The sequence below is a fragment of the Kitasatospora sp. NPDC048715 genome, assembly GCF_043198905.1.
GTDB lineage: Bacteria > Actinomycetota > Actinomycetes > Streptomycetales > Streptomycetaceae > Kitasatospora > Kitasatospora lactacystinica.
The window spans coordinates 479,151-503,811 of record NZ_JBICVH010000002.1 but is presented as its reverse complement, the minus strand read 5'-3'; the positions used below and the strand labels follow the sequence as shown (position 1 = coordinate 503,811).

Sequence of the window (24,661 nt, the reverse complement as noted above, 5' to 3'; positions counted from 1 at the left end):
CGCGTACCGCCCGCCTCCACCGGGTGGGCGGCACCACGGCCGCGTCCGTGCCGTCGCGGCCGGCGCACGCCGACGGCAGGAGAGAGCCGGAGCCCGGCGGCCGGGCGCTGCCGGCCGGGACGGCGCTCAGAGCCAGCCGCGCTCGTCGGCGACCCGCAGGGCCTCGCTGCGGTTGCGGGTGCCGGTCTTGGCGATGGCCGACGAGGAGTAGTTGCGGACCGTTCCCTCGGACAGGTAGAGCTTGGCGGCGATCTCGGCCACCCCGGCGCCCGAACGGGAGGCGTTCAGCACATCGCGCTCCCGGGCGGTGAGCGGGGAGGCGCCCGCCGCGAGGGTGGCGGCGGCCAGTTCCGGGTCCACCACCCGCTCGCCCGCCGCGACCCGGCGGATCGCGTCGGCCAGCACCTCCGCCGGGGCGTCCTTGACCACGAAGCCGAGCGCGCCCGCCTCCATGGCCCGGCGCAGGTAGCCGGCGCGGCCGAAGGTGGTGAGGATGACGACCCGGCACCACGGCGCCTGCTGGGCCAGCACGGCGGCGGCCGCCAGGCCGTCCAGCCCGGGCATCTCGATGTCGAGCAGGGCGACGTCCGGCCGGTTCTCCCGCGCCGCCTCCGCGACCTGATCGCCGCGGCCGACGGCGGCGACCACGGCGAAGTCGTCCTCCAGGTCGAGCAGGGTGCACAGCGCGGTGCGGACCAGCTCCTGGTCCTCGGCGAGCAGCAGGCGGATCGGGCGGATCGTCATGTCGTCCCTTCGTGGCCGGAGTCGGGGCTGGCGGGATCCGGCCCGGCGGCGTCCGGCCCGGCGGATTCGGGTCCGGCGGGGCCCGCACCGCCCGGCGGGACGGTGACCAGCAGCCGCCACCCGCGCGGGTCGAGCGGGCCGGCCTCGACCGTACCGCCCACCGCGGCGACGCGTTCCCGCAGCCCCGTCAGGCCCTTGCCGTCGCCCGTACCGCTGTTGCCCCGGCCGTCGCCCGTGCCGCCCGTACCGCCCGTGCCGCCTGCACCACCCGGCCCTCCCGGTCCGCTCCGGGCGGCGGCGGCCCCGTCGTCGCGGATCTCCACCGAGGTGGCGGTGAGCAGCACCGAGCAGCGCTCGGCCCGGGCGTGCCGGACCACGTTGGTGATCCCCTCGCGCAGCACCCAGCCGAACAGCTCGCGCTCCCCCGGCGCGACCGCGTCCGCCGCCGTCGGCAGGTCGGCCACCACCCCGGCGGCGCGCAGTAGTTCACGGCCGCGGGCGATCTCGCCGGCCAGCGTCACCTCGCGGTAGCCGCTGACGGCGGCGCGGACGTCGGACAGCGCCTGGCGGGACAGCGTCTCCACCGCCGCCATCTCCGCCACCGCCAGGTCCAGGTCCTTGCCCGCGAGCCGCTGGGCGAGGCGGGACTTGACGGTGATCGCGGTGAGCGAGTGCCCCAGCAGGTCGTGCAGGTCCCGGGCGATCCGGTTGCGCTCGGCCTCCGAGGCGAGCCGTGCCACCTCGGCCCGGGCGGCGACCAGGGCGTCGTTGGTGGCGGCGATCCCGGCGAAGGCACCGCAGGTGAGCGAGGTGAACAGCAGGGCCAGGGCCTGGAATCCGCCCGGACCGGTGTGCCAGGGGCGCACCGCCCAGGGCACCACCAGCGCGGCCAGCGTGCCGGCCGCCACCACCCGGGCGGCGTGCTCGCGCCACTGGATCGCCACCGCGGAGACGACCACGGTGGCGAGGAAGAAGGCGTCCTCGTGGGCGAACGGCAGCGCGGCCAGGAACAGTGCCGTCATCATCGCCAGCAGTGGCACCGTCCAGCGCCGCCGGCCCAGCCCGAGGGCGAGGGCCAGCAGCGCGTAGCAGAGGCAGAACGCGACGACCACGGCGTACCCGGCCACCGCGGCCGCCCCGGAGACGGTGCCGCCGACGGCGACGGCGGTGAGTGCGGGGAAGACCATCATCCCGCTGGCCAGCAGCGGGCGCCGCCAGCCGTGGCCCCAGTGCTGGACGGGACCCGGTGCGGCCCCCGGGCCGGGGGCCGCGGTCGCGCGGTCCGTGCCCGCACGGTCCATGCCTGCGCGGTCCGTGCCCGTACGGTCCGTATCCACGCGGTCCATGCCCGCACGGTCCATGCCTGCGCGGTCGCGGTCTCCCGCGCGGTCGCGCTCGCGGTCGTCGCCCGCGCGGTCGAGGCCGGTCACCCTCGTTTCCCCCTCCTCAGAGCCTGGCGAACAGGCTACGCAGGTGCCGTCCGTTGACCACCGCGGCCACACCCAGCAGGGCGAGCCCGCAGACGCCCTGCTCCACCTTCATCCACACCGGGAAGGTCCCCGGCAGGGCGATGATCGTGGCGATGGCGACCAGCATGACGGCCGAGAGGATCCGCAGCCGCCGGAACGCGCCCCGGGAGCCGTTGGCGGCCCGGACGGTCAGCAGGAGGGTGAGGGCGGCGCTGGCCACGACGATGGTGCCGCGGACCAGCACCGGCGCGTTGACCATCGTGTGGTGGTCACGGAGGGCGACGGCGGCCGCCAGTGTGACGACGCTGAGGCCGAGATAGGCGAGCACGAGTCGCCGGACGGTGCGGAAGGCCCGACGGGTGTCGGGGTGCTGCAGGTCGGTGTCGTTCATGGCATCCATGCTGGTCGTGGACCTGTTTCCGGGGGCAGTGTGTTCGCACACCGGCGCACCGTGACAATTGTCAGCGGGCCGCCGCCGACGAGCCGTTGACGACGGACCGTCGCGGCCCGACCGTCGCCGGCCGAGCGTTCCGGGCCGACCGCCGTCGGCCGCCCCTGTCAGCGCCCGGCCGCCTCCGCCCGGTCCCCGTCCAGCAGACGCACCATGTGCAGCTTCGCGACCGCCCGCCCGTCGACCAGGACGGCCCTCGGCTCGCGCCCCCACACCTCGAAGCCGCAGGCGGTGTAGAGCCGCAGGGCGGGCTCGTTGCCCTCCGAGACGGTCAGCAGCACCTGCCGCAGCCGCCCGTCCCGCGCCGCTGTGCGCAGCACCTCCCGCACCAGGGCGCGGCCGATCCCCCGCCCGGCGGCGCTGCGGGCCACCGCCATGCCGTACAGCGTGCCCTTGTGCCGCTCCTGACCGCGCTGCGGCACCTTCAGCCCGGCGGTGCCGACCAGCGCGCCGGCGTCGTCGAAGGCGCCGATCAGCGCGCCCGGCCCGGCCTCGGCCCCGGCCAGCCGGTGCAGCGTCTCCGACAGTGGCCTGCCGGCCTCCTCGGCGTGGCTGGAGGTGAAGGCGCTCGGCGTCCCGCGCAGCGCCGCCAGCCGGAAGGCCCGGTACGGTTCGGCGTCCGCAACTCCCAGCCGGCGCAGCACCACGGGCCGCGCCCCGGCACGCCGACCGTGCTCAGCCGAGACGGACACGGGTGCACCTCGTCACGTACGGCAGGGCGATCTCCTCGCGGCCGGCCAGGTCCGGGTGGGTGGCCAGCAGCTGCTCGACGTCGGCCAGCAGGCGCACCCGCTGGTCCTCCGGCAGCGCGATCACATAGCTGCGCGAGGCGACCATGTCGACGATCCCGGCCCGGGTGGTGACGTGCTCCCAGCCGATCTCCAGCCGCTCGGGCGCACCGAACGGCGCCGGGAGGACCGGCCTGGTGTCGATCCGCGGCGGCGACGCGCGGTGCATCAGCACGCCCAGGGCGGCCGCCCAGGGTTCGGACTCGTCCCGGACGTTCCACACCAGCGCGAGCGTGCCGCCGGGGGCGAGCACCCGGGCGATCTCCGGCACCGCGACCGCCGGGTCGAACCAGTGCCAGGCCTGCGCCACCACCACGGCGTCCACGCTGCCGTCCGGCAGCGGGATGTGCTCGGCCGAGCCCGCCCGGACGGCCGCCTTCGGCACCGTCGCGGCCAGCCGCGCCCTCATCCCCTCGTCGGGCTCGACCGCCACCACGTCCAGGCCCGCGTCGACCAGCAGACCGGTCAACTTGCCCGTCCCGGCGCCCAGATCGAGCACCCGGCGGGCCTCCCGGGGCACCGCCGAGCCGATCAGCGCCCGCGGATAGCCTGGCCGGCCGTGCTGGTACGCGTCCACCGCTACCCCGAACGACCGCGCCCGCAGCCGTCCGGCCCACCGCCTGGTCGCACCCTGCCGCGTCATTCCGCAGGCCCGCCCGATCTCCTCCCAGGTCGCCTCCCGCCCGCGCCGCAGCTCCTCCACCAGCTCCGTCCGCCGCTCCTCCAGCGCCTCGATCACCCCCGACAGCCGCCGCAGCCCTTCCACCCCACCGCCACCGGCCACATCCTCCGCCACCCGCCGACCAAGATCGCCCGTCTCCATGGCCCGGCACTGTACGGACCCGAGCCGGAAGCCGTCAACCATCATTGCCCTGTGACGCAACATCCGTTGCCTCCGACCGTGCCACCGGCCCCGGCCGTGGTGGTGCGGCCGGGGCCCGTCAGCGGCCCACCGTCACAGCGGCCGGAGCGTGAGCACGAACTGGGGCAGCGCCAGCAGGAGCAGGACGGTGCCCGCCTCGATCCAGCGGTACTTCGCGCGGATGATCGCACTGGTACCGGCCAGCGCCGAGAGCAGCGGGCCCGCCGGATCGCGCCCGGCCCGCTCGAAGGCCCGCCGCAGCCGATCCGGACCCGCACCCGGGGCGATGTGCTCGAAGTACCCCGGACCGGCCGCGGCACCCCGCCGCCCCTTGCGATGACGGGGAACCAGCGCGGAGGCGAAACAGCCCACCGCCAGCAGGGCGCTGGCCACCGCACTCCACCGCAGGAGCGGAACCGTCCACGCCAGGGAGCCGGAACCGGCGCCGCCGTCCAAGGGGACGAAGGTGGCGAGCACCGCACCGGTGAACGCCAGGAAGACGGCGGCCTTGGTGTCGGCCCGGACCAGCTCCGCACTGTTGGCCGCCATCAGGCGCTCCATCGCCGACACCGAGGACGGGGTGGTCACCGCTGTCGGCGCGACGGCCCGGCGGGACCGTCGAACGGCCGGCCGCCGAGGGCTTCCGGCGACGGACCGCCTGCGGGGCGCACGGCGCACCGGCTCGCGGCGCACCGGCTCGCGGCGCACGCCTGCCGGGGTCATCGCGGCACCCCGTTCGGGACGCCGTTCGGGACACCGCCCGCCCAACCGTTGACATGGGTGTGGAGCTTGGTGAAGCCCGGCCCCGGCCCGCCGGGCTGCGGGGCAGGCCCGGGGACCTGCCGCCCGAGGGCGACCAGGCGGTCCCGCAGGATCCCGGACAGCTCCTCCTGCTCCTGCTCCGTCAGCCGGCCCAGCATGAGGGCCATCCTGTCCTGCCAGGTGCTCTCTCCCCGGAGCAGGTCGGAGTGGCCGACCACCCAGTCCAGGACATCGCGCACCTCGTCCGGCTTCCTGGCGAGCCAGAGGGCCGCGAGGGCGACCGGACCGTCCTGCACATAGCGCCGGCAGAACTCGTACTCCTCCTTGCTCTTGGCCGTCCAGTCGAAGGGCACGTCCATCGCGTCCGGCTCCCCGAGGCGCAGTTCGTTGCCGTGCTCGCGCGCGGAGACATCGGTGACGCGGTAACCGAGCCCGTAGTGGGGCAGCACGTACGGCGCCGCCAGGTACTGGATCAGCTCCTCGGGGCCCAGCCTGGTGCCCGCGGCCGCGAACTGCTCCCTGAGCTGGTACAGGCGCCCGTCGAGGTCCTTGCGCACCGGCAGCCATCCCAGGCTGGTCCGGGTCTGCACGGCCCGTGCGGCGTCGTGGACCCACCAGAGGACGTGGACCTCCAGCGAGGCCGTGCCGAACGAGGTGGGAAGGCGGACATCCCGAGTGCCCGGCCGCTCGTTGAGGTCGACCAGGTACGCCTGGTCGAATCCGCGCAGTCCCAGCCGAGCGGCGACCCCGCCACCCGGGTTCGGACGGCCCTTCCCCAGCTGGCGGTACACCCCGTGGCGATCCCCCAGAACCAGGGCGCGGTCGCGCCGCCCGGACCAGCGGTGCCGGAGGATCTCCCGCCAAGGAGCGCGGGTGGCCCGGGTGTAGACGGGCGGGTCGGTGTCGAGGGTCATCGGGGGCCTCCGAAGGCAGGAGCGGAGCGGTAGGGCTGCGGCTCGCCGCGCCGCCAGGCCTCCAGGGCACGGTGGGCGATGTCGCGGCCCGCCAGGTCGGGGTCGTCGCTGCGGTCGATCTCGACCATCAGCCTCAGCTCGCCGGGCCGCATGTCCTCGGCGAGCGCCGCGAGCAGCGTCTCCACGGCGGCCCGGAGGGGTTCGTCCCAGACTGCCCGACGGCACCAGCCGAGCAGCCTCGTGCGCGAGCTGTCGAAAAGGGTCTCGTCATTGAGGCAGCGCCGAACGAAGGCCGTCACCGGTTCGCCGAACTCGCCCTGGAGGAGCAGTTGTTGATGGAACCACGAAGGGTCTCGGAGCAAATCGAGGAAGGCCGTGTGCGCGAGCACGGCGTCACGCTCGGACCGGTCCGCCCACTCGATGAGCTTGCGGAACACCGCCGTCTGGTTTCCGCCCTCGAAGAGGCTCCACAGGGCCCAGCGCACCCTTGCGGCAACGATGCGCTCGCGCTCGTCCTCCCCTCGGTAGCAGCGCCGGAGCAGTGCGAGCGCGAATTCCGGCCGGGCCGCTCCGAAGTCTCCACCGCAGGCACCGGCCGCGGTCGAGCGGAGCTGCCAGCCGCCGCTGTAGCTCCAGCTGTCGAGGCGGTGCTTCACCTCGCCGACGAGAATCGGGTCCTGGGCCGCGATCCCCAGCGCGTACGCGGCGATGCTCTGGCTCTGCGTGTGCTCGGACTTGGCCAACTTGCGGATGTGACGCAATGCCTGACGGCCACCGCTCCAACCCGTGGCGAGCCCCACCACCCGCCCCATGGGCTCGGCCAGGTCGGACTCGGAATCGGAATCGGACACCTTGTCGATCCACTCGGTCAGCAGTCCCGGCACGTCCCCGTACTGCCGCCACACGTGTCGCAGCACCGTCTCCGCCTGGCGGTGCCGCTTGAAGCAGATCGGCTCCACCGTGTAGGTGTAGCTCGACGTCCGCAGGGTCCCACCGGGCGCGTGCTCGGCCCGGACGGTCGCCAGCAGTTCGTCCAGCGAGCGCCGGAGAACGAACCGCGGGTTCGGCCGGGGCGCCTGGCCCTCCCCGTCCGCATTCGGCCGCACGACCGCGTCAAGGCGACCGTCGGCCAGCTTGAGCAACCGGTCGGTCTCGTCCAGGACGATCCGGTGGTCCAGGCCCTCCAGGACACTCGTCACCAGCAGGAACGCCAGCGCGTCCGGGTCCTCACGGAGCTCCTTCAGGAGGTCGGGGACCTCTGTCTCCGCGAGGAAGCTGAGCCGCTGGCCGAGGTCGGCCAGTTCAGGATCGTCCTCGCGCGCCCGCGTCACCTCGTCCACGAGCTCGACGACCTGGGCCGGCACCAGTTGGGGAGCCAGCAACTCGTCGAGGTCCGGCTCCAACCGGTCCAGCAGGTCCCGGCGTCGCCCCTCGTCCGGCAGTACCGCCTCCAGCCGTGCGTCGAAGACCGCTCGCGGTGCCGGAGGCGCATAGGACACCGGGCGGATGTCCATCGCGCGGACGAGACGGCGACACAAGCCCGGGTCGTGCGGCAGCAGCACCACCATGCAGGCGTCGGCCGTCTCCAGCCGGGCGCGCAGCTTGGCGACAGCCGTGGGGCCGAGCTGGACCGCGGGCGACAGGCCGTGCACCAGGTACCCGCGCGCCTCGCTGTGGGTGGGCCGCCAGGACGACAGGTCCGAGTCGCTGTCGAGCGCGCGCAGGGCCATCGTGTTCCCGCCGCCCTCGAACAGCAGGTTGAGCGCAGTTGTGCGGCGTCCGGTACCGGGGTCGCCGGCGAGGAAGAGCAGGCGGGTGCCGAGCGCGCTCAGCCCCTCGGCGAAGCAGTCCGGCTCCGCGAAACCGGTCCGTGCGGCCAGGATCTCCATCGACGAGATGGGTCCGTCCTGTGCCTCCACCCGCTCGCCGCCGCCCGGGGCGGCCCCGACGCCGCCGTTCTCGACGCGCTGGTCCCCGTGCACCGAACCGGTGTTGATGTTGCCACCCGGCGCGAAGATGAAATGCGGGCGGTCCCCTCCCCAACCGGCGAACCGGTCCGCCAGGTCGTCGATCCCGAAGTCGGCGTCGAAGTCGGGATCGAAGTCGTCCGCCGCGCCCGGCCCCTCGATGGCCGGGCGTTCGTCGGGGCTCACCGGTGGTGCTCGTTCTTGTCGCCGTGGACGGTGTCCTTGTTGCCCCGGACGTAGTCGCCGCCGAAGCCTCCGTACGAGTCGCCCCCCGCGTTGGTGACGCTCTGACCGCCGTACACCGTGCCGCTGTTCAGGTTGCTGCCGTCGCCCCGCTGGGTCACGACCGTCCTGGGCGCCCGGCGGCCCTCCGCCGGCCGGTCCGGCTTCCGGCCGTCCCGTCCCTGCTGCTCCTCCACCACGGCGTCGCCGAGGATCCTGCGGTCGTACAGGTTCCCGGACGGCGAGGGCACGTACAGCCATGCCTGCTGGTCGAAGCGCTTGCCCTCGACGGTCGCCGGTACCTCGATGAAGTGGTCGGGGTGGCGCCCGGTGTAGCCGCTCGCCACCGCGTCCTGGTAGCACCGGTCGGACAGGATGGCGGCGACGTGGGTGATGCTCTCGTTGGAGGCGGCGAGCATGGCCTTCACCGGGCGGGAGTCGAGCAGCCGGTGGGTGTCGTTGCGCGGGGTGCCGTTGCCGTCGAACTCACCGCCGGTGTCCGGCAGCGGGCCGATGTTGAGGCTGACCCGCAGCCGGATCCGCACCGTGCCGACCGAGTGCACGTTGAACTCGGTGAGCACCTCCTGGAGGGTGTTCAGCCAGGGGTGGACGAGGAAGGGCATCCAGGCCGGGTCGAAGCCGAACACGTATCCGTCGCCGGTCGAGTTGGGGAACCTCCGGTCCTGCCAGACGTCGCCCAGCCCGGCCCGCTCGAAGGACCACTGGAGCACCTGCGGCACCGACCTGCTGATCACGCCGTGTTCGATCGCCGGGTGTCCGGTGAAGTCCTTGGCGTCCACGGCGACGATGCCCCGGTACGGCGGGAGGTGCCGGCTGCGGCTGTACGGCAGGGCGCTGGCCTCGGGCATCGGCTGGTCGAACTCCGTCATTCTCTGCTCCTTGTGGTTCCCGTGCTGACCTTGCGCCACCAAGCTTCGCGAGGTTGCGTGGCGCGGTGTGCTCACTCGGTGCGGAAAACGAGTGACGGAGGTCACATCGATGGAAGGTTGAGGTGACGGCTCGTCAGTCGCGCAGGGATGCGGCCGCCCGGCGGAGGGCGGGGAGGTCGTGGAGGGCGATGGACTTGCGGCCGGCTTCGACGCGGTGGGCGGCCAGGGACACCAGGGCCGCGGTGACGGTGTTGCGGGAGACTCCGAGGTGTTGGGCCAGTTCGTCCCGGGTCAGGGCGAGTTCGATGCGGCGACCGGCCGTGGGCACCGGCCCTGCGGAGAGGTCGGCCAGGGCGACCAGGGCGGCCGCCAGCCTGGGTACGACGTCGCCTCCGGTCCGGGCCAGGTCGGACTCCCGCAGCCGGCTCATGGCGTAGCGGACCAGCACGGGAAACAGCCCGTGCTCGGCGACGAAGCGCAGGAAGGCCGTCTTGGTGACGACCACGACCGTGCAGTCCGAGATCGCCTGGACGCTGGCCGAGCGGACGCCGTCGTCCAGGACGGCCACTTCCCCGAGGAGTTCGCCGGGGCCGCGGAACGCCAGCAGCCGGACGTCCCCGTTGCGTTCCCGCCGGCTCACCTTGGCCACTCCGGCCAGCAGCGCGAGGACGTGGGTGCCCGGTTCGCCCTGGCGCAGCAGGGTGGTGCCGATGGGGTGCCGGCGCTCGAACGCCTCCGCCAGCATGCCCGTCCAGACGGCGTCGCCCATGAGGTGGCGCAGGGTCCGGCCGGACGGATCCGGTGCTCGGCTGTCGTGATCGTCCATGCGACGAGCCTAGGAGGAATCGGTCACCGCGGGCCGGGGAATCGGGACGTCGCCGTGCGGCTCGCCAGGCCCGGCCGTGAATCCCCTTCCGGGTGATTGCCACCCGCCCGGTTGACCCGGTTCGCCGCGCTTAGCACGAACTCCGCGCGAGGTGGCGGGACTTGGCGAGGAAACCCTTCGCATGAGCGAATCCGGAGCGGGTCGGCGGCGCGCGGGCGGCGGGGCGAGAAGCCTGGTGGGAGGGCGGTGGCCGCTCCGGGTTGCGACTGGTGTGCGAGATGTCGGTGTTGTCCGGCTGGATACGACAAGTCGGTTGCGGGACGGTATTTTTGACTTTCGGTCAGGATGTCCTGAACTTGGCTATGCTGCACCACCACGCCTGCGGAGCCGATCCCCCGCCTGTCCCCCTTTGCTGTTCCGATCGTTTGAGGATGCTGAATGCTTCGAGCTGGATCGTCACTCGCCAGACGGCGCCAAGCGCCCCTGCTCGGCTGGTTGTTGCCGACGGCCGTGATGGCGGTGGCCGTGGCGGTCGCCGCGATGGTGGTGTCCGCCGGGGCCCGGGCCGGGGTGCTGTGGTGCGGGGCGACGGGCACCGTGCTGGTGGCCGTGGTGGCCGCCGAGTCGGCACGCCGCGGGCGGGCGCTGAGTGAGTCGCGCGACCGGCACGCCCGGCAGGTGGAGGAGTTCCAACGCCGGCTGGCCGGTCAGGAGGACGAGCTGGACCGGCTCGCCCGGGGCGAGATGCGCCGGATCGTCGCCGGGGCCCGCTACGGGTACTCCTTCGACGTGCTGACCCGCCCGCTGGAGGAGAGCGACGCCCCCGTGTCGCCGCGGTTCCGCCGCTCCCTGGTGGCCGTCGCCGAGGCCGTCGCCAAGGCCGTCGACGACGAGGTCAGCCGGCGCGACTCGGCCGAGCGGGCCTTCGTCAACATCGCCCGCCGGGTGCAGGCCATCATCCACCGGCAGGCCAAGGACCTGCGGGAGATGGAGGACCGGCACGGCAACGACCCTGCGGTCTTCGACGACCTGCTGCGCCTGGACCACGGCAACGCGCTGACCGGCCGCCTGGCCGACAGCATCGCGGTCCTGTCGGGCGCCCGCCCCGGCCGGCAGTGGACCCGGCCGATCGCGCTCTACAGCGTGCTGCGCGGCGGCATGTCCCGGATCCTGGAGTACCAGCGGGTGGACCTGCACCCGGTGGCGCAGATCTCCGTCACCGGACCGGCCGTCGAGCCGCTGATCCACGCCGTCTCCGAGCTGCTCGACAACGCCACCCGCTACTCGCCGCCGCACACCCACGTGCACCTGAGCGCCTCCGAGGTGCAGAGCGGGATGGCGATCGAGATCGAGGACGGCGGCCTCGGCCTCACCGACGAGGCCCGCTTCCGCGCCGAGCGCTCGATCCGCGAGGCGATGGTCTCCAAGGACTTCGACGACCTCACCGAGTCCCCCCGGCTGGGCTTCGCCATCGTCGGCCGGCTCTGCCAGGCGTACGGCTTCCAGATCTCGCTGCGCCGGTCCGCGTACGGCGGCGTGCGGGCGGTGCTGGTCGTGCCGCAGGAACTGCTCACCACCGCGCCGCCGACCGGGCGGGCGCACGGCATCGGCGCCTTCTCCGGCCCCCGTCCGCTCCCGGCGAACCCGCCCCGGCACGCGGCCCCGGGCCGTCCCTGGGGCACCCGGACGACCTCGGCCGGCGTCGGGCCGTCCTACGGTTCGACCAACCCGTGGGGGCCGTCCGGCCCGGGCGCCGGGGACGACGAGGTGATCGTGACCGAGTGGACGCCCAACGGCCTGCCGCAGCGCCGGCGCAGCCGCCCGATGATGCCGCGGGGCTTCGGCGGGGCCGCGCGCGCCACCGCGCAGCCCGCCGGGCCGGTGGCGCAGCCCGCCGGGCCGGTGGCGGGGCCGCCGGCCCGGGCGACGGGCCCCGCCAAGGAGCCGAAGCAGCCGGGCCTGTGGCTGGAGGCGTTCATGGACGGCATCAAGGGCACCGGACCGGGCCCGTCCGGCCCGGCGGGTGCCGGAGCCGCCACCGACGGCGGGCGCACCACCGACGCCGGACGCACCACGGGCCCCGGACGGACGGACCTCGGACGGACGGGCCCCGGACGGACCGACCCCGGGTGGGCGGGTGCCGGACGGACGGGTACCGGACAGGCGGGTGCCGGACACACGAGCGCCGCGCACACCAGTGAAGACACGGCAGGGAAGGGCGAGCAGTGATTCCGCACCGCAACAACATGGACTGGATCCTCAACGACCTCGCGGACAGCGTCCCGTGCGTGCGCCACGTCATCGTGCTGTCGGCCGACGGCCTGCGGATCGCCCAGTACGGCACCGACCCGGACACCGCCGACCGCCTCGCCGCCGCCTGCGCCGGGCTGCAGAGCCTGGCCGGCGCGATCGGCCACGAGTTCCCGCACGGCGACGGCTCGATGCGGCTGGTGGTGATCGAGGTGGACGGCGGCTACTTCTACCTGATGGCGGCCGGTGACCGCGCCTATCTCGCGGTGCTCGCCGACGAGGGCGTGGACGCCGGGCTGGTGAGCCACCAGATGCGCGACCTGGTCGCCCGGATCGGCGAGCACCTGTCCACCCCGCCGCGCAATCCCGAGGCGGTCGCGTGAACCGGCACCCGGCCCGGCCTGCCGCGGTGGGCTGCCACGGCGGGACGGGCACATGAACGAGCACAGCGAGGCGGTGGCATGACGGCCGAGAAGGGTGGCTGGGACGGCCCCGAGCCCGACCGGCTGTACGTCATCACCCGGGGCCGCAGCGGCCCCTCCGGACCGGGGGTCTTCGACCTGGTCACCCTGATCGTCTCCCGTGCGGAGCCGACCCCCGCCCACCAGCCGGAGCAGGCCGCCATCCTGCGGCTGTGCCGGTCCCCGCTCTCGGTGGCGGAGGTCTCCGCCTACCTGGAGCTGCCCGTCAGCGTGGTCATCGTCCTGCTGGCGGACCTGCTCGACGACGGGCTGATCGAGGCCCGCAGTTCCGCCGTGCCCGCGGCGGAGCTTCCCGACCGTGCCCTGTTGGAGGCGGTGATCCATGGACTTCAGCGGCTCTGACACGGTGGTCGGGCCGGCCGGATCGGACCTGCTGCCGGACACCGTCACCACGGCGGTCAAGGTGGTGGTGGTCGGCGGCTTCGGTGTCGGCAAGACGACGCTGGTCGGCGCGGTCAGCGAGATCCGCCCGCTGACCACCGAGGAGACCATGACCCAGGCCGGGGTCGGGGTGGACGACCCGACCGGGGTCGAGCAGAAGACCTCCACCACCGTGGCCATGGACTTCGGCCGGATCAGCATCAGCGACCGGCTCGTGCTCTACGTCTTCGGCACCCCCGGCCAGGAGCGGTTCTGGTTCCTCTGGAACGGCCTGTTCGAGGGCGCCCTGGGCGCGGTGGTGCTGGTGGACACCCGCCGGCTGGAGGTCAGCTTCGAGGTGATCGGGCGTCTGGAGGAGCGCGGCGTGCCCTTCGTGGTGGCCGTCAACGGCTTCCCGGAGGCGCCGCCCGTCCCGCTCGACGAGGTCCGGGACGCGCTGGACCTGCCGCCCGAGGTGCCGATCGTCGCGTGCGACGCGCGCAGCCGGGAGTCCAGCCGGGACACCCTGATGACCCTGATGCACTACCTGTACGAGCTGGCCGCCCCGTCCACCGGCTGAGCCGACGGTCCGTCCGTAGCACCCCCACCGACCGCCCGTCACCGAACCCACCCGCGACCGGAGACCCCCGTGACCACCCCGTTCCCCGAACCCGCCACCCCCGCCGGCCCCTCGTCGCCCGCCGCCCCGCCGCCCGGCTGCCCGGCCCACGCGGGCGGCGGCATCGCCCCGACCGGCCCCGGCGGCCTGCGCCGCCTGTACGGGCCGGAGGCCGAGACCGACCCGGCGGGCCTGTACGAGAAGCTGCGCGCCGAGTACGGCGAGGTGGCCCCGGTGCTGTTGCACGGCGACCACCGGGCCTGGCTGGTGCTCGGCCACGGCGCCAACATCGCCGCGATGCGCACGCCCTCGCTGTTCTCCCGGGACTCGCGCCTGTGGAGCGCCTTCCGCAACAACGAGGTCCCGCCGGACTCGCCGCTGCTGCCGGTGGTCGCCTGGCAGCCGATCTGCGTGTTCGCGGACGGCGACGAGCACCGCCGGCTGCGCGGCGCGCTGCTGGACGGTCTGAACGGCTTCGACCGGCGCGGCATCCGCCGTCACGTCCGCCGCTTCACCACCGACCTGGTCCAGGTGGTCGGGCCGACCGGCCGGGCCGAACTGATCTCCCAGTTCGCCGAGCACCTGCCGATGCTGGTGATGACCAAGCTGCTCGGCATGCCGGACGAGTACGGGCCGCAGCTGGTGACCGCCGCCCGGGACCTGCTGAAGGGCACCGAGACGGCGATCGCCAGCAACGAGTACGTGGTCGCCGGTCTGCGCCGGACCATCGCCCTCAAGCGCGAAAGCCCCGGTGACGACCTGACCAGCCGCCTGCTGGCGCACCCGGCCGGGCTGACCGAGGACGAGGTGATGGAGCACCTGCGGGTGGTGCTGCTGGCCGCGAACGAGACCACCGTCAACCTGATCGCCGACTCGTTGAAGATGGTGCTCACCGACCCGCGGTTCCGCGCCCACCTCTCCGGCGGCCAGATGACCCTGGGCGAGGCGCTCGACCAGGTGCTCTGGGACTCCCCGCCGATGTCCCTGGTGGCCGGCCGCTGGGCGACCGCCGACACCGAGCTGGGCGGTCAGCGGATCGGTGCCGGGGACCTGCTGCTGCTCGGGCTCGCGGCGGGCAACGTGGACCCGGTGGTCCGGCCCGACCTGGCGGCCCCGCTGTACGGCAACCGCTCCCACCTGTCCTTCGGCGCCGGTCCGCACGAGTGCCCCGGCCAGGACATCGGGCGGCACGTCGCCGAGGCCGGGATCGACATCCTGCTCACCCTGCTGCCGGACGTCCGGCTCGCGGTGGCCGAGGAGGAGCTGACCTGGAGTTCGGCCTGGATCTCCCGTCATCTGACGGCGCTGCCGGTGGAGTTCACCGCCCGCGACATCGAGCCGGACCCGCTCTCGGTGGCGGAGGCCGAGGAGGCGGAGGCGGAGCAGGCGAAGGCCGGGGCCCAGCAGGTGGAGCAGGGCGGCTCGGCGGCTCAGCAGGCCGTTCCGGGCCCCCGGAACGCCGGGCGCGCCGGGACGGCCGGGCCGCAGGCCCCGACGACCCCGACGACCCCGGCGCAGCGCCGCGGCTGGTGGGACGTGCTCACCGGTCTGTTCCGGCGCTGAGCCGCCCTGGGCCGCCCTGGGCCGCCCTGGGCCGCCCGGCACACGGGTGACCGGCACACGGCTGACCTGCGCCGGTCGGCCGTGTGCCGGGCGGCCCGGCCGTCAGCCGTCGCGCCCGTCGGTCCGGCGCCGGTACAGGGTGAAGGTGTCCACCGGGGTGAGGTCCCCGTGCGGTCCGTCGAAGGTGTAGTAGACGACCTTCATGGTGGTCGTGCCGCCGCGCCGGTCGCCCGGGTCGACCTCGAAGGCCGCGAAGCCGTGGGCGTGGGTGCGGTCCTGGACGGCGGCCCAGGGCGCGTCCTCGGTGACCCAGACCGACTCCCGGTACGGCGCGCCCGGCTTCGGGTCCTCCAGCCCGACGACCACCCGGCCCTTGGGCTTCTCGAAGAGGTCGTCCTGCGTGGTGGCGGCGTTGCCGCCGGCCCCGATGATCATGTGGACGGTGCCCCGCCCGGTGTCGACGAGGTCGGTGCGGGTGTCGGTCGGCACCGGGGTGCGGGTGTCGTTGGGCAGGGTGCCGCGGACGGGGTGGGAGCGCTCGTAGTAGTGCTCGTGGCCGCACACCACCAGGTCGACCCCGTAGGCGTCGAACAGCGGGCCCCAGGTCTCGCGGAGGCCGAGGTCGCTGCCGGAGCCGTGCATCGAGCTGGAGATCATCGGGTGGTGCATGCAGACCACGATCCAGTCGATCGCCCGGCTGCTCCGCGCCGCCCGCAACTCCCGCTCCAGCCAGCGCCGTTGGGCGCCTCCGGAGTAGCCGCGCAGGTAGACGTCGCCGGAGTTCTGGATGGCCTCGTCGTCGTTGGCGAGGCTGATGAAGCGCACCGAGCCGACGGTGAAGGCGTACCACATGCCCCGGGTCTCCTCGTCGGAGGAGGCCGAGGAGTCGGGGAGGGTGAAGTAGGCCTGGTAGCCGGTCGCGCCGATCGGGCCGTTGCCGCCCTCGTTCTCGTGGTTGCCGACGCAGGGCATCCAGGGCCGCAGCCGGGTGGAGCGGCTGTTGCTGATGAACCAGTCGGCCCAGGTCGCGGTGCGGCTCTGGCCGTGGCGGCCGGCGTAGGAGGAGTAGCAGAGGTCGCCGTTGATGAGGTTGAACAGCGGCCCGACGCGTTCGACGGCGGCGACGATGTCGGCGGAGGCCGCGGTGCCGACCTGGCTGCTCATGAACACGGGGTACTTGCCGAGCGGGGAGGGCATGCCGTCGGGGAAGGTGATCCGGCGGCGGAGGTTGGGCGCGGCCTGGTCCCCGAAGCTCGTGAAGGTGAAGGGGGTTCGGCCGCGCGGGGCGGTGGTGAAGGTGCCGGTCTCGGCGTTGGCGCCGTCGTGGCCGGCGCTGTAGAGGTAGGTGGTGCCCGGGCGCAGGCCGGTGAGCCGCGCGTGGTGGACGTACACCTCGACCTTGTCGATCGAGTCCCGGTAGGTGCGGGTCTCGGCCTGGACGACCCGGCCGAGGCCGCCGTCCGGCGAGCCGTACCGCACCTGTGGTCGGCGCACGGACTGCGGGGTGAGCCAGGAGACGGTCATCTCCGTACTGGCGTCGGTGCCGAACTGCAGGTGCAGCCCGGTCACCGAGGCCGTTCCGGCGCGGTGCGGGGTGGCCTGCAGGAGAGGACCGGCGGGCGCGTCGTCGGCCGGCTGGGCGGCCGCGGGTTGCGCGGCCGCCGTCCCTGCCGCCACGAGGGCGGCTCCGGCCGCCGAGGTGCCCTTGAGGATGGACCTGCGTGCAATGGTCATGAAATCTCCGCCTGCCGAGTGGGGGGTTCGACGGGCAGTCACTTTAATGACATGAGCACGTAAAGACGATCGTTTTGACGAGGAAGGATCCGACTACGCCTTGCGGCCGACTCCCCCGTACACCGAGACCGTGCCCCCGCCCGGGGCCGGGACCTCGGCGAGCTCCGGGTGCCAGTCGTTGATCAGGACCACCCCAGGATCGTCCAACTCCAGCCCGGCGAAGAAGAGTTCGACGCGCTCGCGCGAGCGGAAGTGAAGCGTGATCCCGGCGTCCTCGTACCGGCGGGCGGCGGCCGCGCTGCGCTCCGGCGCGATGTCGGCCGTCCCCGCGGACAGCGCGAGGAAGCTGCCGGCGGGCAGGGCGTCCAGGATCTTGCGGACGGGCGGGTGCGCGGCCTCGTCGGAGAGGAAGTGGACGATGTTGATGAGCGTCAGGGCGACCGGCTCGCGGAGGTCCAGGGTGCCGGCCACCGCCGGGTCGGCGAGGAACCGCTCCGGTTCGCGCAGGTCGCCCTGGACGTAGGCGGTGCGGCCCTCGGGGGTGCTGGTGAGCAGGGCGCGCGAGTGGGCGAGCACGATCGGGTCGTTGTCGACGTAGACCACGCGGCAGGCCGGGTCGACGGACTGCACGATCTCGTGCAGGTTGGGCGCGGTGGGAATGCCGGTGCCGACGTCCAGGAACTGGCGCACGCCGTGCACCTCGGCGAGCCGGCGCACCATCCGGTGCATCACGGCACGGGCGGCGGTGGCGTCCGCGCGCACGCCGGGCAGGTCGGCCAGGACGCGGTCGCCGACCTCGCGGTCCGCGGGGAAGTTGGTCTTGCCGCCGAGCAGGTAGTCGTAGACCCGGGCCGAGTGCGCCCGGTCGGTGCGCAGGTCCACCTGCGGCGGCTCCTCGAACCCGGGCTCGGTCAGCCAGCTCTCCGACAGGCCGGCGCCCGGCGGACGGTCGTAGGACCCCCAGTCGTCCGAACCCCGGTCGTCCGGACCGCCGACCCCCGGACCGGTGTCCGATGCGCCGCCGCCCCGTCCGGCAGTGTCCGGTATGTCCGCACCCGATGCGTCGGTGCCCATGCTCCGCCCTCCCCGATCAGCAATGGTCCGGACCACTCAACCACAGTGGATGACTGTCCGTCAGGCGGTTCCCGGTGTCCGCTGAACCGAGGCTTCCGCGCCCCGCACGGCCGCGGCGAAGGACGGCACCTTCATCGCCGTCAGCAGCGCGAGGGCCGGGCCGGCCGTGCAGACGGTGACGTATCCGGGGATCAGGCCCAGCAGATGACGGCCGTTCAGCCACTCGGCGAGCAGCGGGAAGGTGCCGCCGAACGCGGCGATGGTGGTCGCGTTGACCACGCCGAGGCCGACCGCCCGCACCTCGGTCGGGAACAGCAGCCCGGTGAAGACGTTGAGCGTGCCGAGCACCGTGGCCACCAGCATCCCCAGCAGCACGGCGACGACCTGGAACGGCAGCCAGCCCTGGCGCAGCCCGGCGAGCAGGATGCCGACCATCGGGATCGGCAGGCCGAAGCCGATCCGGGCGACCGGCAGCAGGCCGAAGCGGTCGGCGGCGACACCGGTGAGCAGCATGGTGGCCAGCACCACGACGAGCACCACCGTCATGAAGGAGGCCGCCTCCTCCTTGCCGACCACGTGGTAGGCGGCGGCGTACTGCGGAAGGTACGCCAGCGCGAAGTAGTAACCGACCGTCCCCCCGAGGGTGTTGAGGAAGACGGTGAGCACCGCCCAGCGGTGCTCGCGCAGCGTCCGCAGGAACGGCGGGCGGGCGGTGCGCCGCGCGCGCTCCCGGGTGCGGCGGAACTCCGCGCTCTCCGGCGCCCACCGCCGCACCCAGACGGCGGCCAGCCCGAGCAGTGCGGCGACCGCGAAACCCAGGCGCCAACCACCGTTCTCCAGACCGGACTTGCCGATGGTGTGGATCAGCACGGTGAGCACCCCGAAGGAGAGCAGCGAGCCGAGGACGATCCCGCCGTAGGAGATCGAGCTGAACGCGAAGCGGTGCCGCGGCGGGGCGGTCTCGGTCACGTACGCGGCCACGCTCGGCGCCTCCCCGCCGAAGGCGAGCCCCTGCACCACCCGGGCGAGCACGGCCAGCAGTGCCGCCCAGACCCCGATGGCCTGTTGGCCGGGGATGACGGCGATGCCCAGGCTGGCGGCGGCGATCACCGCCATGCCGAGGCTCAGCGCGAAGCGCCGTCCCCTGGTGTCGCTGAGGCGCCCGATCAGGTAGGAGCCGACCGGCCGGGCGACGAAGCCCACCGCGAAGGTGACGTACGCGCCGAGCACGCCGCTGACGCCGTGCTTGCCGTGCCCGAAGAGGTCCGCCGCGAAGTAGGGCGCGAGGACGGCGTAGATGCTCCAGTCGAAGGACTCGACCACCGATCCGACCGTCGCCGCGGCCAACTCCCGCCGCCGCCCGCCGGCTTCCGCCTGCTCACGGAGCGGGGCCACCGCACTGCTTTCTGTCATGACCTCAGCATGGCATCGTTCGGCGCCCCGCGGAATCACCCCTCGCGCCCGGCGGACGGCGCCACCCCGGCATCGTGGCGAGAGGCGTCGTGCGGAGAACTCCGAGAATCCCATGTGACCGATGTGACAGGCAGGTGATATTCCTGTGCCGTGCATTTCATGATCACCAGGAATCCGCGGCGCGTCCTGCCCGCCGCCGTCGCAGCCGCCGCCACCGCCGCCCTGCTGGCCGGCTGCGCCGGCGGGAGCGGCACGGCCGCCGCGCCCGCGGCCACCACGGCCCCCGCCGGCGCGACGCCGACGGCCACCCCGACGCCCACCCCGACCGTCAAGCCCACCGGTGCCGCCGACCCGGCGCTCAAGGCCTTCTACGGCCAGCAGCTCGCCTGGGGCCCCTGCGCAAAGGACCCGCAGAACAAGGAGGACGTCTCGGCGCTCCAGTGCGCCGCCCTCAAGGTCCCGCTCGACTACACCGCCCCGGCCGCCGGCACCCTCGACGTCGCCGTGGTCCGCAACCCGGCCACCAAGCCCGACCAGAGGATCGGCTCCCTGCTGCTCAACCCCGGCGGCCCGGGCGGCTCCGGCGTCCAGATGGTCACCTACGACCCCAAGGGCCTCGACGGCCCGCTGCACGACCGCTACGACATCGTCGGCTTCGACCCGCGCGGCACCGGCGGCACCAGCCCGCTCAACTGCCTGGACGACCGGGCCCGGGACGCCTGGCTGAACACCGACCAGGCCGGCGACGACCACGGCAAGCAGCTCGCCGACGCCTGCCAGGCCAAGTACGCACAGGTCCTGCCCTTCGTCGGCACCCGCAACACCGCCCGGGACATGGACGTGCTGCGCGCCACCCTCGGCGACCAGAAGCTCAGCTACCTCGGCATGTCCTACGGCACCTACCTCGGCTCGCTCTACGCCGAGGAGTTCCCGGACCGGGTCGGCCGGCTCGTCCTGGACGGCGCCACCTCGGCCTCCACCTCGCTGATCCAGCACAACATCGAGCAGTCGGCCGGCTTCGAGCGGGCGCTGAAGGCCTTCGCCGCGGACTGCGTCACCAAGGACGCGTGCCCGCTCGGCAAGGACGCCGACCAGGCCCCGCAGAAGCTCGCCGCCTTCCTCGACGGGCTCAAGGACAAGCCGCTCAAGACGGAGAAGGGCCGCACCCTCACCTCCAGCGCGGCCTGGACCGGCGTGCTCAGCCGGCTCTACGGCGGCGAGAAGGCCTGGACCGGCCTGCGCAACTCCATCGGCTGGGCGATGGTGCGCGGCAAGGGCGACTACCTGCTCGACCTCGCCGACGGCTACAACGGCCGCGAAGACGACGGCCGTTACAGCCCGTCCGCGGACGCCTACACCGCCATCCACTGCGCCGACGGCGCCACCGACGCCCCGGCCGGTGAGCAGCTGCAGGCCGCGCTGACCGACCTCGCCGCCAAGGCCCCGCTGGTCGGCAAGCACGACCCGATGGCCTCGCTGTTCGACCCGGACTGCCGGATCTGGCCGTTCCGCGCGACCGAGAAGCCGCACGTGATCAAGTCGGCCGCCACCGCCCCGATCGTGGTCGTCGGCACCACCGGGGACCCGGCCACCCCGTACGCCTGGGCCGAGAAGCTCACCGCCGAACTCGGCAACGCCGTCCTGATCAGCCGCGACGGCGAGGGCCACACCGGCTACGGCGCGAGCAAGTGCGTCCGCGCCTCGGTGGACGCGTTCCTGCTGGACGGCACCGTCCCGGCCGCGGGCATCCACTGCCCGACGGACTGACCGCGGGCCTGCTCCACCGGCGGCGCCGGGCTCACGGGCCCCGCGCCCCCCCCCGTCCCCCGCCCCCCCCCCGCGGGCGGGGCGCGGGGGCGGGGGGCGGGGTTGAAGGGGGGGGGGTTCAGGGTGCCGGGGCGGGGGGGCGGGTGGCGGGGCGGGCGCCGCCCCCCCCCCCCGGCGGGCCCCCCCCCCCCCCCCGCGCGCCGGGGGGCGCCCCCCCCCGGCGGGGGGGGGGGCCCGCGGGCCCCCCCCCCCGCCGCCGTTCCCCGGACCCCGCCCGGCGGACGGGACTCGGCGGCAGGGCTCGGAGTTCACGGCTCGGAGTTCACGGCTCAGTGGCCGGGGTCTCAGTGGCCGGGGTGGTGGACGAACCGGTAGGTGTCCCGGTCGAGTTCGGTGACCTGGACGCCGATGGCGGCGGGCCGGTCGATCCGGGCGCGCAGGGCGGCGAGCACCCGGGCGGTCAGTTCGGCGCGCTGCTCGGTGCTGCGGCCGGCCAGGATCTTCACCTCGACCAGCACCACGGCCTCGCCGCTCGTCCCGTCGCCGACGTGGTGCCGGCCCGCGGGACGGAAGAGCGTCTTGCAGTCCGCCACCGTGGTGTCGATCACCTCGGTGATCGCCTGGTGGACCTCGGCGGCCAGCGCCGCCCGGTCGAAGTCGAGTTCGGCCGAGTGGTCGACCAGGATCTGCGGCACGGGAACCTCCAGGAGTCGTTGCCGGACGCCCCGACGCTATCGGACGCGCCCGGGGCCCCGGCGCGGGGTGCGGCGCCGGGGCCCCGGAGGTGCCCGGTGGAGCGGTGATCGGTGATCGGTGGAGCGGTGGAGCGGTGGAGCGGTGAGCGGTGGCCGGTTCAGCAGCCGAAGTTGATCTTGCGGAAGGTCACGTAGTGGTCGGCGGTGTAGTAGTCCTCGTGGTACTGCTTGCCGGTGACGATGCGACGGGCGCCGCGGGTCGGCGAGCCCGGGGTGACCACGGTGTACTCGTGGTAGTAGCCGGAGGACTGCGCGGGCAGCACGCGCTCCCGGTTCTGGAAGACGACACCGTCCTGGCTGTACGGGAAGGGACCGCCGGAGGCGATCAGGTCGAGGGTGGTGCCGGCCTGGGACGGCAGGGCGGACAGGCACACCGAGCCGCTCACCGCGGCCTGCGCCTCGGTCGCGACGGCGATCGGCGCGAGGGTGACCAGGGCAACGGCGGCGGTGGCGGCGACGCGGGTCTTCCACGCGCGTAGAGTTCGGGTCATGACAACCAGGATGGCGACGGTCGGGAGCCATCGGAAGCCCCGTTCCAACTCTTCACCTCCGGTCAACTCGACGTACCCGTCAGGGCCTCGGCCCGGTCAGCCGCCGGGCCGGCCTCAGCCGCGCGACAGCACCAGCGACTGCACCGCCGGGAGCCTGCGCCAGTCGCTGGAGACGATGCTCGCGTGCGCCTTCGCCAGCTGCTCGGTGCGGGCCCGGGCCTGGTCCGCGGTCGGATCCGTGCCGCTGATCTCCGGCGCGACCAGGTGGGAGTCCGTCATCACCAGCAGGTAGTGGGCGTTGTCGTACCAGGCGGTGTCGACGGTCCTGACGTAGGTGGAGGCGTCACCGTCGAAGACCACGAACCAGGGCCGGATCGAGGCGTCCGCCCCGGTGTACTGGCCGCGCGGGTCGCCGGTGGCGGCGCCGAGCACGGAGGGGAACACCTGCGCCTGGCCGATCCGGCCGGCCGCCGCCAGGTCGCGCAGGTGCCGGCCCTGCTCGACGTCGGTGTGCAGGGTGTCGAAGGGGTTGCCGAGCTCGACCGTGCCCGGGATCGCGTACAGCAGCACCTTCCCGGCCAGCGCCGAGCGGCTCGGCCAGTTGCCCGCCCGCACCGCCTCGTCGACGCTCGCGTACGAGCCGCCGCCGGGCCTGGCCAGCAGGTCGGCCGGGCGCAGCACGGCGGAGCCGAGGTGCTGGGCGATCAGCGCGTCCAGCTGGTCGGGGCCCATTCCGAGGTTGGCCGAGTAGCCCGGCTTGAGCTCCAGCTTGATCACCAGCGGCCCGGCGCCCGGGTGCGCGCCGAGCCAGACCCGGACGTCGTCCAGGCAGCTCTCCAGGTTCTGGTCGGTGCCGCCCGCGTAGAGCTGCGCGGGGGTGCTCGCGGCGGTGCAGTTGTTGGAGTTGCCGAACGGGTTGGAGTGGCTGACCTGCCACGTCTTGGTGAAGACGTTCGGCCAGAGGTCCAGCTCGATCATGCCGGTGCCGGTGTCCAGGCCCTGGGCGAGGTACGGGAACGCGGCCGGGTCGTAGGTGTTGTGCAGGCCGACGGTGGTCGCGGAGCCGAACGGCAGGTCGCCCGACCCGCCCGTGGTGGCGTCCGCCGGGGCGGTCGGGATCAGCGCCGCCGCGGCGGCGATCAGGCCTGCGGCCAGGAATCCGGTCAGGGTGCGGCGTACGGTCATCGGAACGGTCCCCCCAAGTCATGGGATGCCGGCCGCCCTGCTCCCGGGCAGCCTGACGAAGCATCGCCCGCCCGGGCGTGCTCAGGATGAAGAAGGCACGACAATAGCGTGACGGCTGCACCGCTTCTCCCCCGCTCCCCTCCCCTTCCTCCACGCGCTCCACATCCGCCACACCCGTCACCGCACCCCGCCGCCACCGTCACCGCACGCGCCGCCGCCCCGCCATCCGTCACGGCACGCGCCGCGCCACGCCCGGGGGCGGTGATGGTGCGTCAGGCGATAGCCACTCCTGGTTAACGTGGCCCGCGCGCGGGGTGCGGGCGGTCCGCACCCGAGACACGCGCGAGGCGCGCAGAACGGCGGAGGAACCGATGTCCCTGGTCCGGGTCCACAACTTCTCGATCTCCCTGGACGGTTACGGCACGGGCGAGGGGCAGAGCCTCGACGCGCCGTTCGGCCACGCCGGCGACCGGCTGCACAGCTGGTTCTTCCGCACCCGGACGTTCCGGCGGATGAACGGCCAGGAGGGCGGCGACACCGGCGTGGACGACGCGATGGCCCGCACCTGGGGCGACGGCATCGGCGCGGAGATCATGGGCCGCAACAAGTTCGGCCCGCAGCGCGGCCCCTGGCAGGACGAGGACTGGCGGGGCTGGTGGGGGCCGAACCCGCCGTTCCACACCCCGGTCTTCGTGCTCACCCACCACCCGCGCCCCTCCCTGGAGATGGACGGCGGGACGGTCTTCCACTTCCTCGACGCCTCCCCCGAGGAGGCGCTGCGCCGGGCCCGGGAGGCGGCCGGCGGCCTGGACGTGCGGATCGGCGGCGGCCCGGCCACCGTCCGGGCCTTCCTGGAGGCCGATCTGGTCGACCACCTGCACGTGGTCGTGGTGCCGGTGCTGCTCGGCCGGGGGGAGCCGCTCTGGGGCGGGCTCGAAGGGCTGGAGCGGCGCTTCCGCACCGAGGCGGTGACCAGTCCGAGCGGCGTCACCCACTACACCTTCACCAGGCCGTAGCCGGCCCCGGGCCCGGTCCCTCCGGCACGGACGACGGCACGGTCCCTCCGGCACGGA

23 protein-coding genes are annotated in these 24,661 nt (G+C 73.9%); 7 read left to right on the top strand and 16 right to left on the bottom strand.

The genetic code is table 11. From position 1 onward, the window contains the following. Window positions 1-126: 126 nt before the first annotated feature. The 10 genes from ACGFSC_RS05985 to ACGFSC_RS05940 form a co-directional block, all read right to left on the bottom strand. Entirely contained in the window at window positions 127-744 is a 618-nt protein-coding gene (locus tag ACGFSC_RS05985) for a response regulator transcription factor (RefSeq protein ID WP_359898366.1), read from the bottom strand. Continuing rightward, window positions 741-2,090: a histidine kinase gene (locus ACGFSC_RS05980; protein WP_359898365.1), complete on the bottom strand. Its 1,350-nt coding sequence runs from the start codon at window positions 2,088-2,090 to the stop codon at window positions 741-743. Before ACGFSC_RS05980 ends, ACGFSC_RS05985 begins: the two co-directional genes overlap by 4 nt. 100 nt (window positions 2,091-2,190) lie before the next feature. Next, window positions 2,191-2,604, bottom strand: coding sequence for a hypothetical protein (locus ACGFSC_RS05975; protein ID WP_359898364.1), 414 nt, complete (start codon window positions 2,602-2,604; stop codon window positions 2,191-2,193). A gap of 167 nt (window positions 2,605-2,771) precedes the next feature. Then, on the bottom strand, window positions 2,772-3,356 hold the full coding sequence (locus tag ACGFSC_RS05970; RefSeq protein WP_359898363.1) for a GNAT family N-acetyltransferase: 585 nt from the start codon (window positions 3,354-3,356) through the stop codon (window positions 2,772-2,774). Next, window positions 3,340-4,275, bottom strand: a complete 936-nt coding sequence (locus tag ACGFSC_RS05965) for a methyltransferase domain-containing protein (RefSeq protein WP_359898362.1) — start codon at window positions 4,273-4,275, stop codon at window positions 3,340-3,342. Before ACGFSC_RS05965 ends, ACGFSC_RS05970 begins: the two co-directional genes overlap by 17 nt. 132 nt (window positions 4,276-4,407) lie before the next feature. Then, window positions 4,408-4,863: a Pycsar system effector family protein gene (locus ACGFSC_RS05960; RefSeq protein WP_359898361.1), complete on the bottom strand. Its 456-nt coding sequence runs from the start codon at window positions 4,861-4,863 to the stop codon at window positions 4,408-4,410. 170 nt (window positions 4,864-5,033) lie between these two features. After that, on the bottom strand, window positions 5,034-5,990 hold the full coding sequence (locus ACGFSC_RS05955; protein ID WP_359898360.1) for a hypothetical protein: 957 nt from the start codon (window positions 5,988-5,990) through the stop codon (window positions 5,034-5,036). After that, a complete protein-coding gene (locus tag ACGFSC_RS05950; RefSeq protein WP_359898359.1) occupies window positions 5,987-8,143 on the bottom strand; it encodes a hypothetical protein in 2,157 nt (718 codons plus the stop codon). The genes ACGFSC_RS05955 and ACGFSC_RS05950 overlap by 4 nt, the downstream gene beginning before the upstream one ends. Continuing rightward, window positions 8,140-9,069: a hypothetical protein gene (locus ACGFSC_RS05945; RefSeq protein WP_359898358.1), complete on the bottom strand. Its 930-nt coding sequence runs from the start codon at window positions 9,067-9,069 to the stop codon at window positions 8,140-8,142. Before ACGFSC_RS05945 ends, ACGFSC_RS05950 begins: the two co-directional genes overlap by 4 nt. Window positions 9,070-9,202: 133 nt before the next feature. Further along, window positions 9,203-9,895 (bottom strand): Crp/Fnr family transcriptional regulator, encoded by a 693-nt coding sequence (locus ACGFSC_RS05940; protein ID WP_359898357.1) that lies wholly within the window; start codon window positions 9,893-9,895, stop codon window positions 9,203-9,205. Between the two features lie 438 nt (window positions 9,896-10,333). On the opposite strand from ACGFSC_RS05940, the gene ACGFSC_RS05935 reads away from it, so the two are divergent. The 5 genes from ACGFSC_RS05935 (at window position 10,334) to ACGFSC_RS05915 (ending at window position 15,169) form a co-directional block, all read left to right on the top strand. Next, entirely contained in the window at window positions 10,334-12,124 is a 1,791-nt protein-coding gene (locus ACGFSC_RS05935; protein ID WP_359898356.1) for an ATP-binding protein, read from the top strand. 17 nt (window positions 12,125-12,141) lie between these two features. Further along, the gene (locus ACGFSC_RS05930; RefSeq protein WP_380551404.1) at window positions 12,142-12,528 is read left to right on the top strand and encodes a roadblock/LC7 domain-containing protein; all 387 of its coding nucleotides are present in this window, start codon (window positions 12,142-12,144) and stop codon (window positions 12,526-12,528) included. A gap of 78 nt (window positions 12,529-12,606) precedes the next feature. Continuing rightward, window positions 12,607-12,969, top strand: coding sequence for a DUF742 domain-containing protein (locus tag ACGFSC_RS05925; RefSeq protein WP_359898354.1), 363 nt, complete (start codon window positions 12,607-12,609; stop codon window positions 12,967-12,969). Further along, the gene (locus ACGFSC_RS05920; protein ID WP_359898353.1) at window positions 12,950-13,567 is read left to right on the top strand and encodes an ATP/GTP-binding protein; all 618 of its coding nucleotides are present in this window, start codon (window positions 12,950-12,952) and stop codon (window positions 13,565-13,567) included. Before ACGFSC_RS05925 ends, ACGFSC_RS05920 begins: the two co-directional genes overlap by 20 nt. Before the next feature lie 69 nt (window positions 13,568-13,636). Beyond that, on the top strand, window positions 13,637-15,169 hold the full coding sequence (locus ACGFSC_RS05915) for a cytochrome P450 (RefSeq protein WP_359898352.1): 1,533 nt from the start codon (window positions 13,637-13,639) through the stop codon (window positions 15,167-15,169). 102 nt (window positions 15,170-15,271) lie between these two features. Here ACGFSC_RS05915 and ACGFSC_RS05910 read toward each other — a convergent pair whose 3' ends face one another. From ACGFSC_RS05910 to ACGFSC_RS05900, 3 genes are all read right to left on the bottom strand, one after another. Then, on the bottom strand, window positions 15,272-16,903 hold the full coding sequence (locus ACGFSC_RS05910; RefSeq protein WP_359898351.1) for a metallophosphoesterase family protein: 1,632 nt from the start codon (window positions 16,901-16,903) through the stop codon (window positions 15,272-15,274). A 93-nt stretch (window positions 16,904-16,996) separates the two neighbouring features. Further along, window positions 16,997-17,977 (bottom strand): SAM-dependent methyltransferase, encoded by a 981-nt coding sequence (locus ACGFSC_RS05905; protein ID WP_359898350.1) that lies wholly within the window; start codon window positions 17,975-17,977, stop codon window positions 16,997-16,999. Between the two features lie 60 nt (window positions 17,978-18,037). Further along, window positions 18,038-19,390 carry an MFS transporter gene (locus tag ACGFSC_RS05900; protein WP_359898349.1) on the bottom strand — a complete coding sequence of 451 codons (1,353 nt, stop codon included), beginning with the start codon at window positions 19,388-19,390 and terminating at the stop codon, window positions 18,038-18,040. 159 nt (window positions 19,391-19,549) lie between these two features. Between ACGFSC_RS05900 and ACGFSC_RS05895 the strand changes: the two genes are divergently transcribed. Further along, window positions 19,550-21,157 (top strand): alpha/beta hydrolase, encoded by a 1,608-nt coding sequence (locus ACGFSC_RS05895; protein WP_359898348.1) that lies wholly within the window; start codon window positions 19,550-19,552, stop codon window positions 21,155-21,157. 344 nt (window positions 21,158-21,501) lie between these two features. Here the strand turns inward: ACGFSC_RS05895 and ACGFSC_RS05890 are convergent, their stop codons facing one another. The 3 genes from ACGFSC_RS05890 to ACGFSC_RS05880 all read right to left on the bottom strand — a co-directional run bounded on the left by ACGFSC_RS05890 (window position 21,502) and on the right by ACGFSC_RS05880 (window position 23,588). Beyond that, on the bottom strand, window positions 21,502-21,852 hold the full coding sequence (locus tag ACGFSC_RS05890; RefSeq protein ID WP_359915600.1) for an isomerase: 351 nt from the start codon (window positions 21,850-21,852) through the stop codon (window positions 21,502-21,504). Between the two features lie 158 nt (window positions 21,853-22,010). Further along, a complete protein-coding gene (locus tag ACGFSC_RS05885) occupies window positions 22,011-22,403 on the bottom strand; it encodes a ribonuclease (RefSeq protein ID WP_359915598.1) in 393 nt (130 codons plus the stop codon). A gap of 114 nt (window positions 22,404-22,517) precedes the next feature. Beyond that, a complete protein-coding gene (locus ACGFSC_RS05880; RefSeq protein WP_359915596.1) occupies window positions 22,518-23,588 on the bottom strand; it encodes a phosphatidylinositol-specific phospholipase C domain-containing protein in 1,071 nt (356 codons plus the stop codon). Window positions 23,589-23,959: 371 nt separating this feature from the next. Here ACGFSC_RS05880 and ACGFSC_RS05875 point away from each other — a divergent pair, with 371 nt between their 5' ends. Continuing rightward, window positions 23,960-24,604: a dihydrofolate reductase family protein gene (locus ACGFSC_RS05875; protein ID WP_359915594.1), complete on the top strand. Its 645-nt coding sequence runs from the start codon at window positions 23,960-23,962 to the stop codon at window positions 24,602-24,604. Window positions 24,605-24,661 lie beyond the last annotated feature (57 nt).

Bases quoted from the DNA above. Each gene is read 5' to 3' on its own strand.
- ACGFSC_RS05985 (WP_359898366.1), bottom strand. From the start codon at position 744: ATGACGATCCGCCCGATCCGCCTGCTGCTCGCCGAGGACCAGGAGCTG.
- ACGFSC_RS05980 (WP_359898365.1), bottom strand. From the start codon at position 2,090: ATGGACCGCGTGGATACGGACCGTACGGGCACGGACCGCGCAGGCATG.
- ACGFSC_RS05975 (WP_359898364.1), bottom strand. From the start codon at position 2,604: ATGAACGACACCGACCTGCAGCACCCCGACACCCGTCGGGCCTTCCGC.
- ACGFSC_RS05965 (WP_359898362.1), bottom strand. From the start codon at position 4,275: ATGGAGACGGGCGATCTTGGTCGGCGGGTGGCGGAGGATGTGGCCGGT.
- ACGFSC_RS05960 (WP_359898361.1), bottom strand. From the start codon at position 4,863: ATGGCGGCCAACAGTGCGGAGCTGGTCCGGGCCGACACCAAGGCCGCC.
- ACGFSC_RS05955 (WP_359898360.1), bottom strand. From the start codon at position 5,990: ATGACCCTCGACACCGACCCGCCCGTCTACACCCGGGCCACCCGCGCT.
- ACGFSC_RS05945 (WP_359898358.1), bottom strand. From the start codon at position 9,069: ATGACGGAGTTCGACCAGCCGATGCCCGAGGCCAGCGCCCTGCCGTAC.
- ACGFSC_RS05940 (WP_359898357.1), bottom strand. From the start codon at position 9,895: ATGGACGATCACGACAGCCGAGCACCGGATCCGTCCGGCCGGACCCTG.
- ACGFSC_RS05935 (WP_359898356.1), top strand. From the start codon at position 10,334: ATGCTTCGAGCTGGATCGTCACTCGCCAGACGGCGCCAAGCGCCCCTG.
- ACGFSC_RS05930 (WP_380551404.1), top strand. From the start codon at position 12,142: ATGGACTGGATCCTCAACGACCTCGCGGACAGCGTCCCGTGCGTGCGC.
- ACGFSC_RS05925 (WP_359898354.1), top strand. From the start codon at position 12,607: ATGACGGCCGAGAAGGGTGGCTGGGACGGCCCCGAGCCCGACCGGCTG.
- ACGFSC_RS05920 (WP_359898353.1), top strand. From the start codon at position 12,950: ATGGACTTCAGCGGCTCTGACACGGTGGTCGGGCCGGCCGGATCGGAC.
- ACGFSC_RS05910 (WP_359898351.1), bottom strand. From the start codon at position 16,903: ATGACCATTGCACGCAGGTCCATCCTCAAGGGCACCTCGGCGGCCGGA.
- ACGFSC_RS05905 (WP_359898350.1), bottom strand. From the start codon at position 17,977: ATGGGCACCGACGCATCGGGTGCGGACATACCGGACACTGCCGGACGG.
- ACGFSC_RS05900 (WP_359898349.1), bottom strand. From the start codon at position 19,390: ATGACAGAAAGCAGTGCGGTGGCCCCGCTCCGTGAGCAGGCGGAAGCC.
- ACGFSC_RS05895 (WP_359898348.1), top strand. From the start codon at position 19,550: ATGATCACCAGGAATCCGCGGCGCGTCCTGCCCGCCGCCGTCGCAGCC.
- ACGFSC_RS05885 (WP_359915598.1), bottom strand. From the start codon at position 22,403: ATGACCCGAACTCTACGCGCGTGGAAGACCCGCGTCGCCGCCACCGCC.
- ACGFSC_RS05880 (WP_359915596.1), bottom strand. From the start codon at position 23,588: ATGACCGTACGCCGCACCCTGACCGGATTCCTGGCCGCAGGCCTGATC.
- ACGFSC_RS05875 (WP_359915594.1), top strand. From the start codon at position 23,960: ATGTCCCTGGTCCGGGTCCACAACTTCTCGATCTCCCTGGACGGTTAC.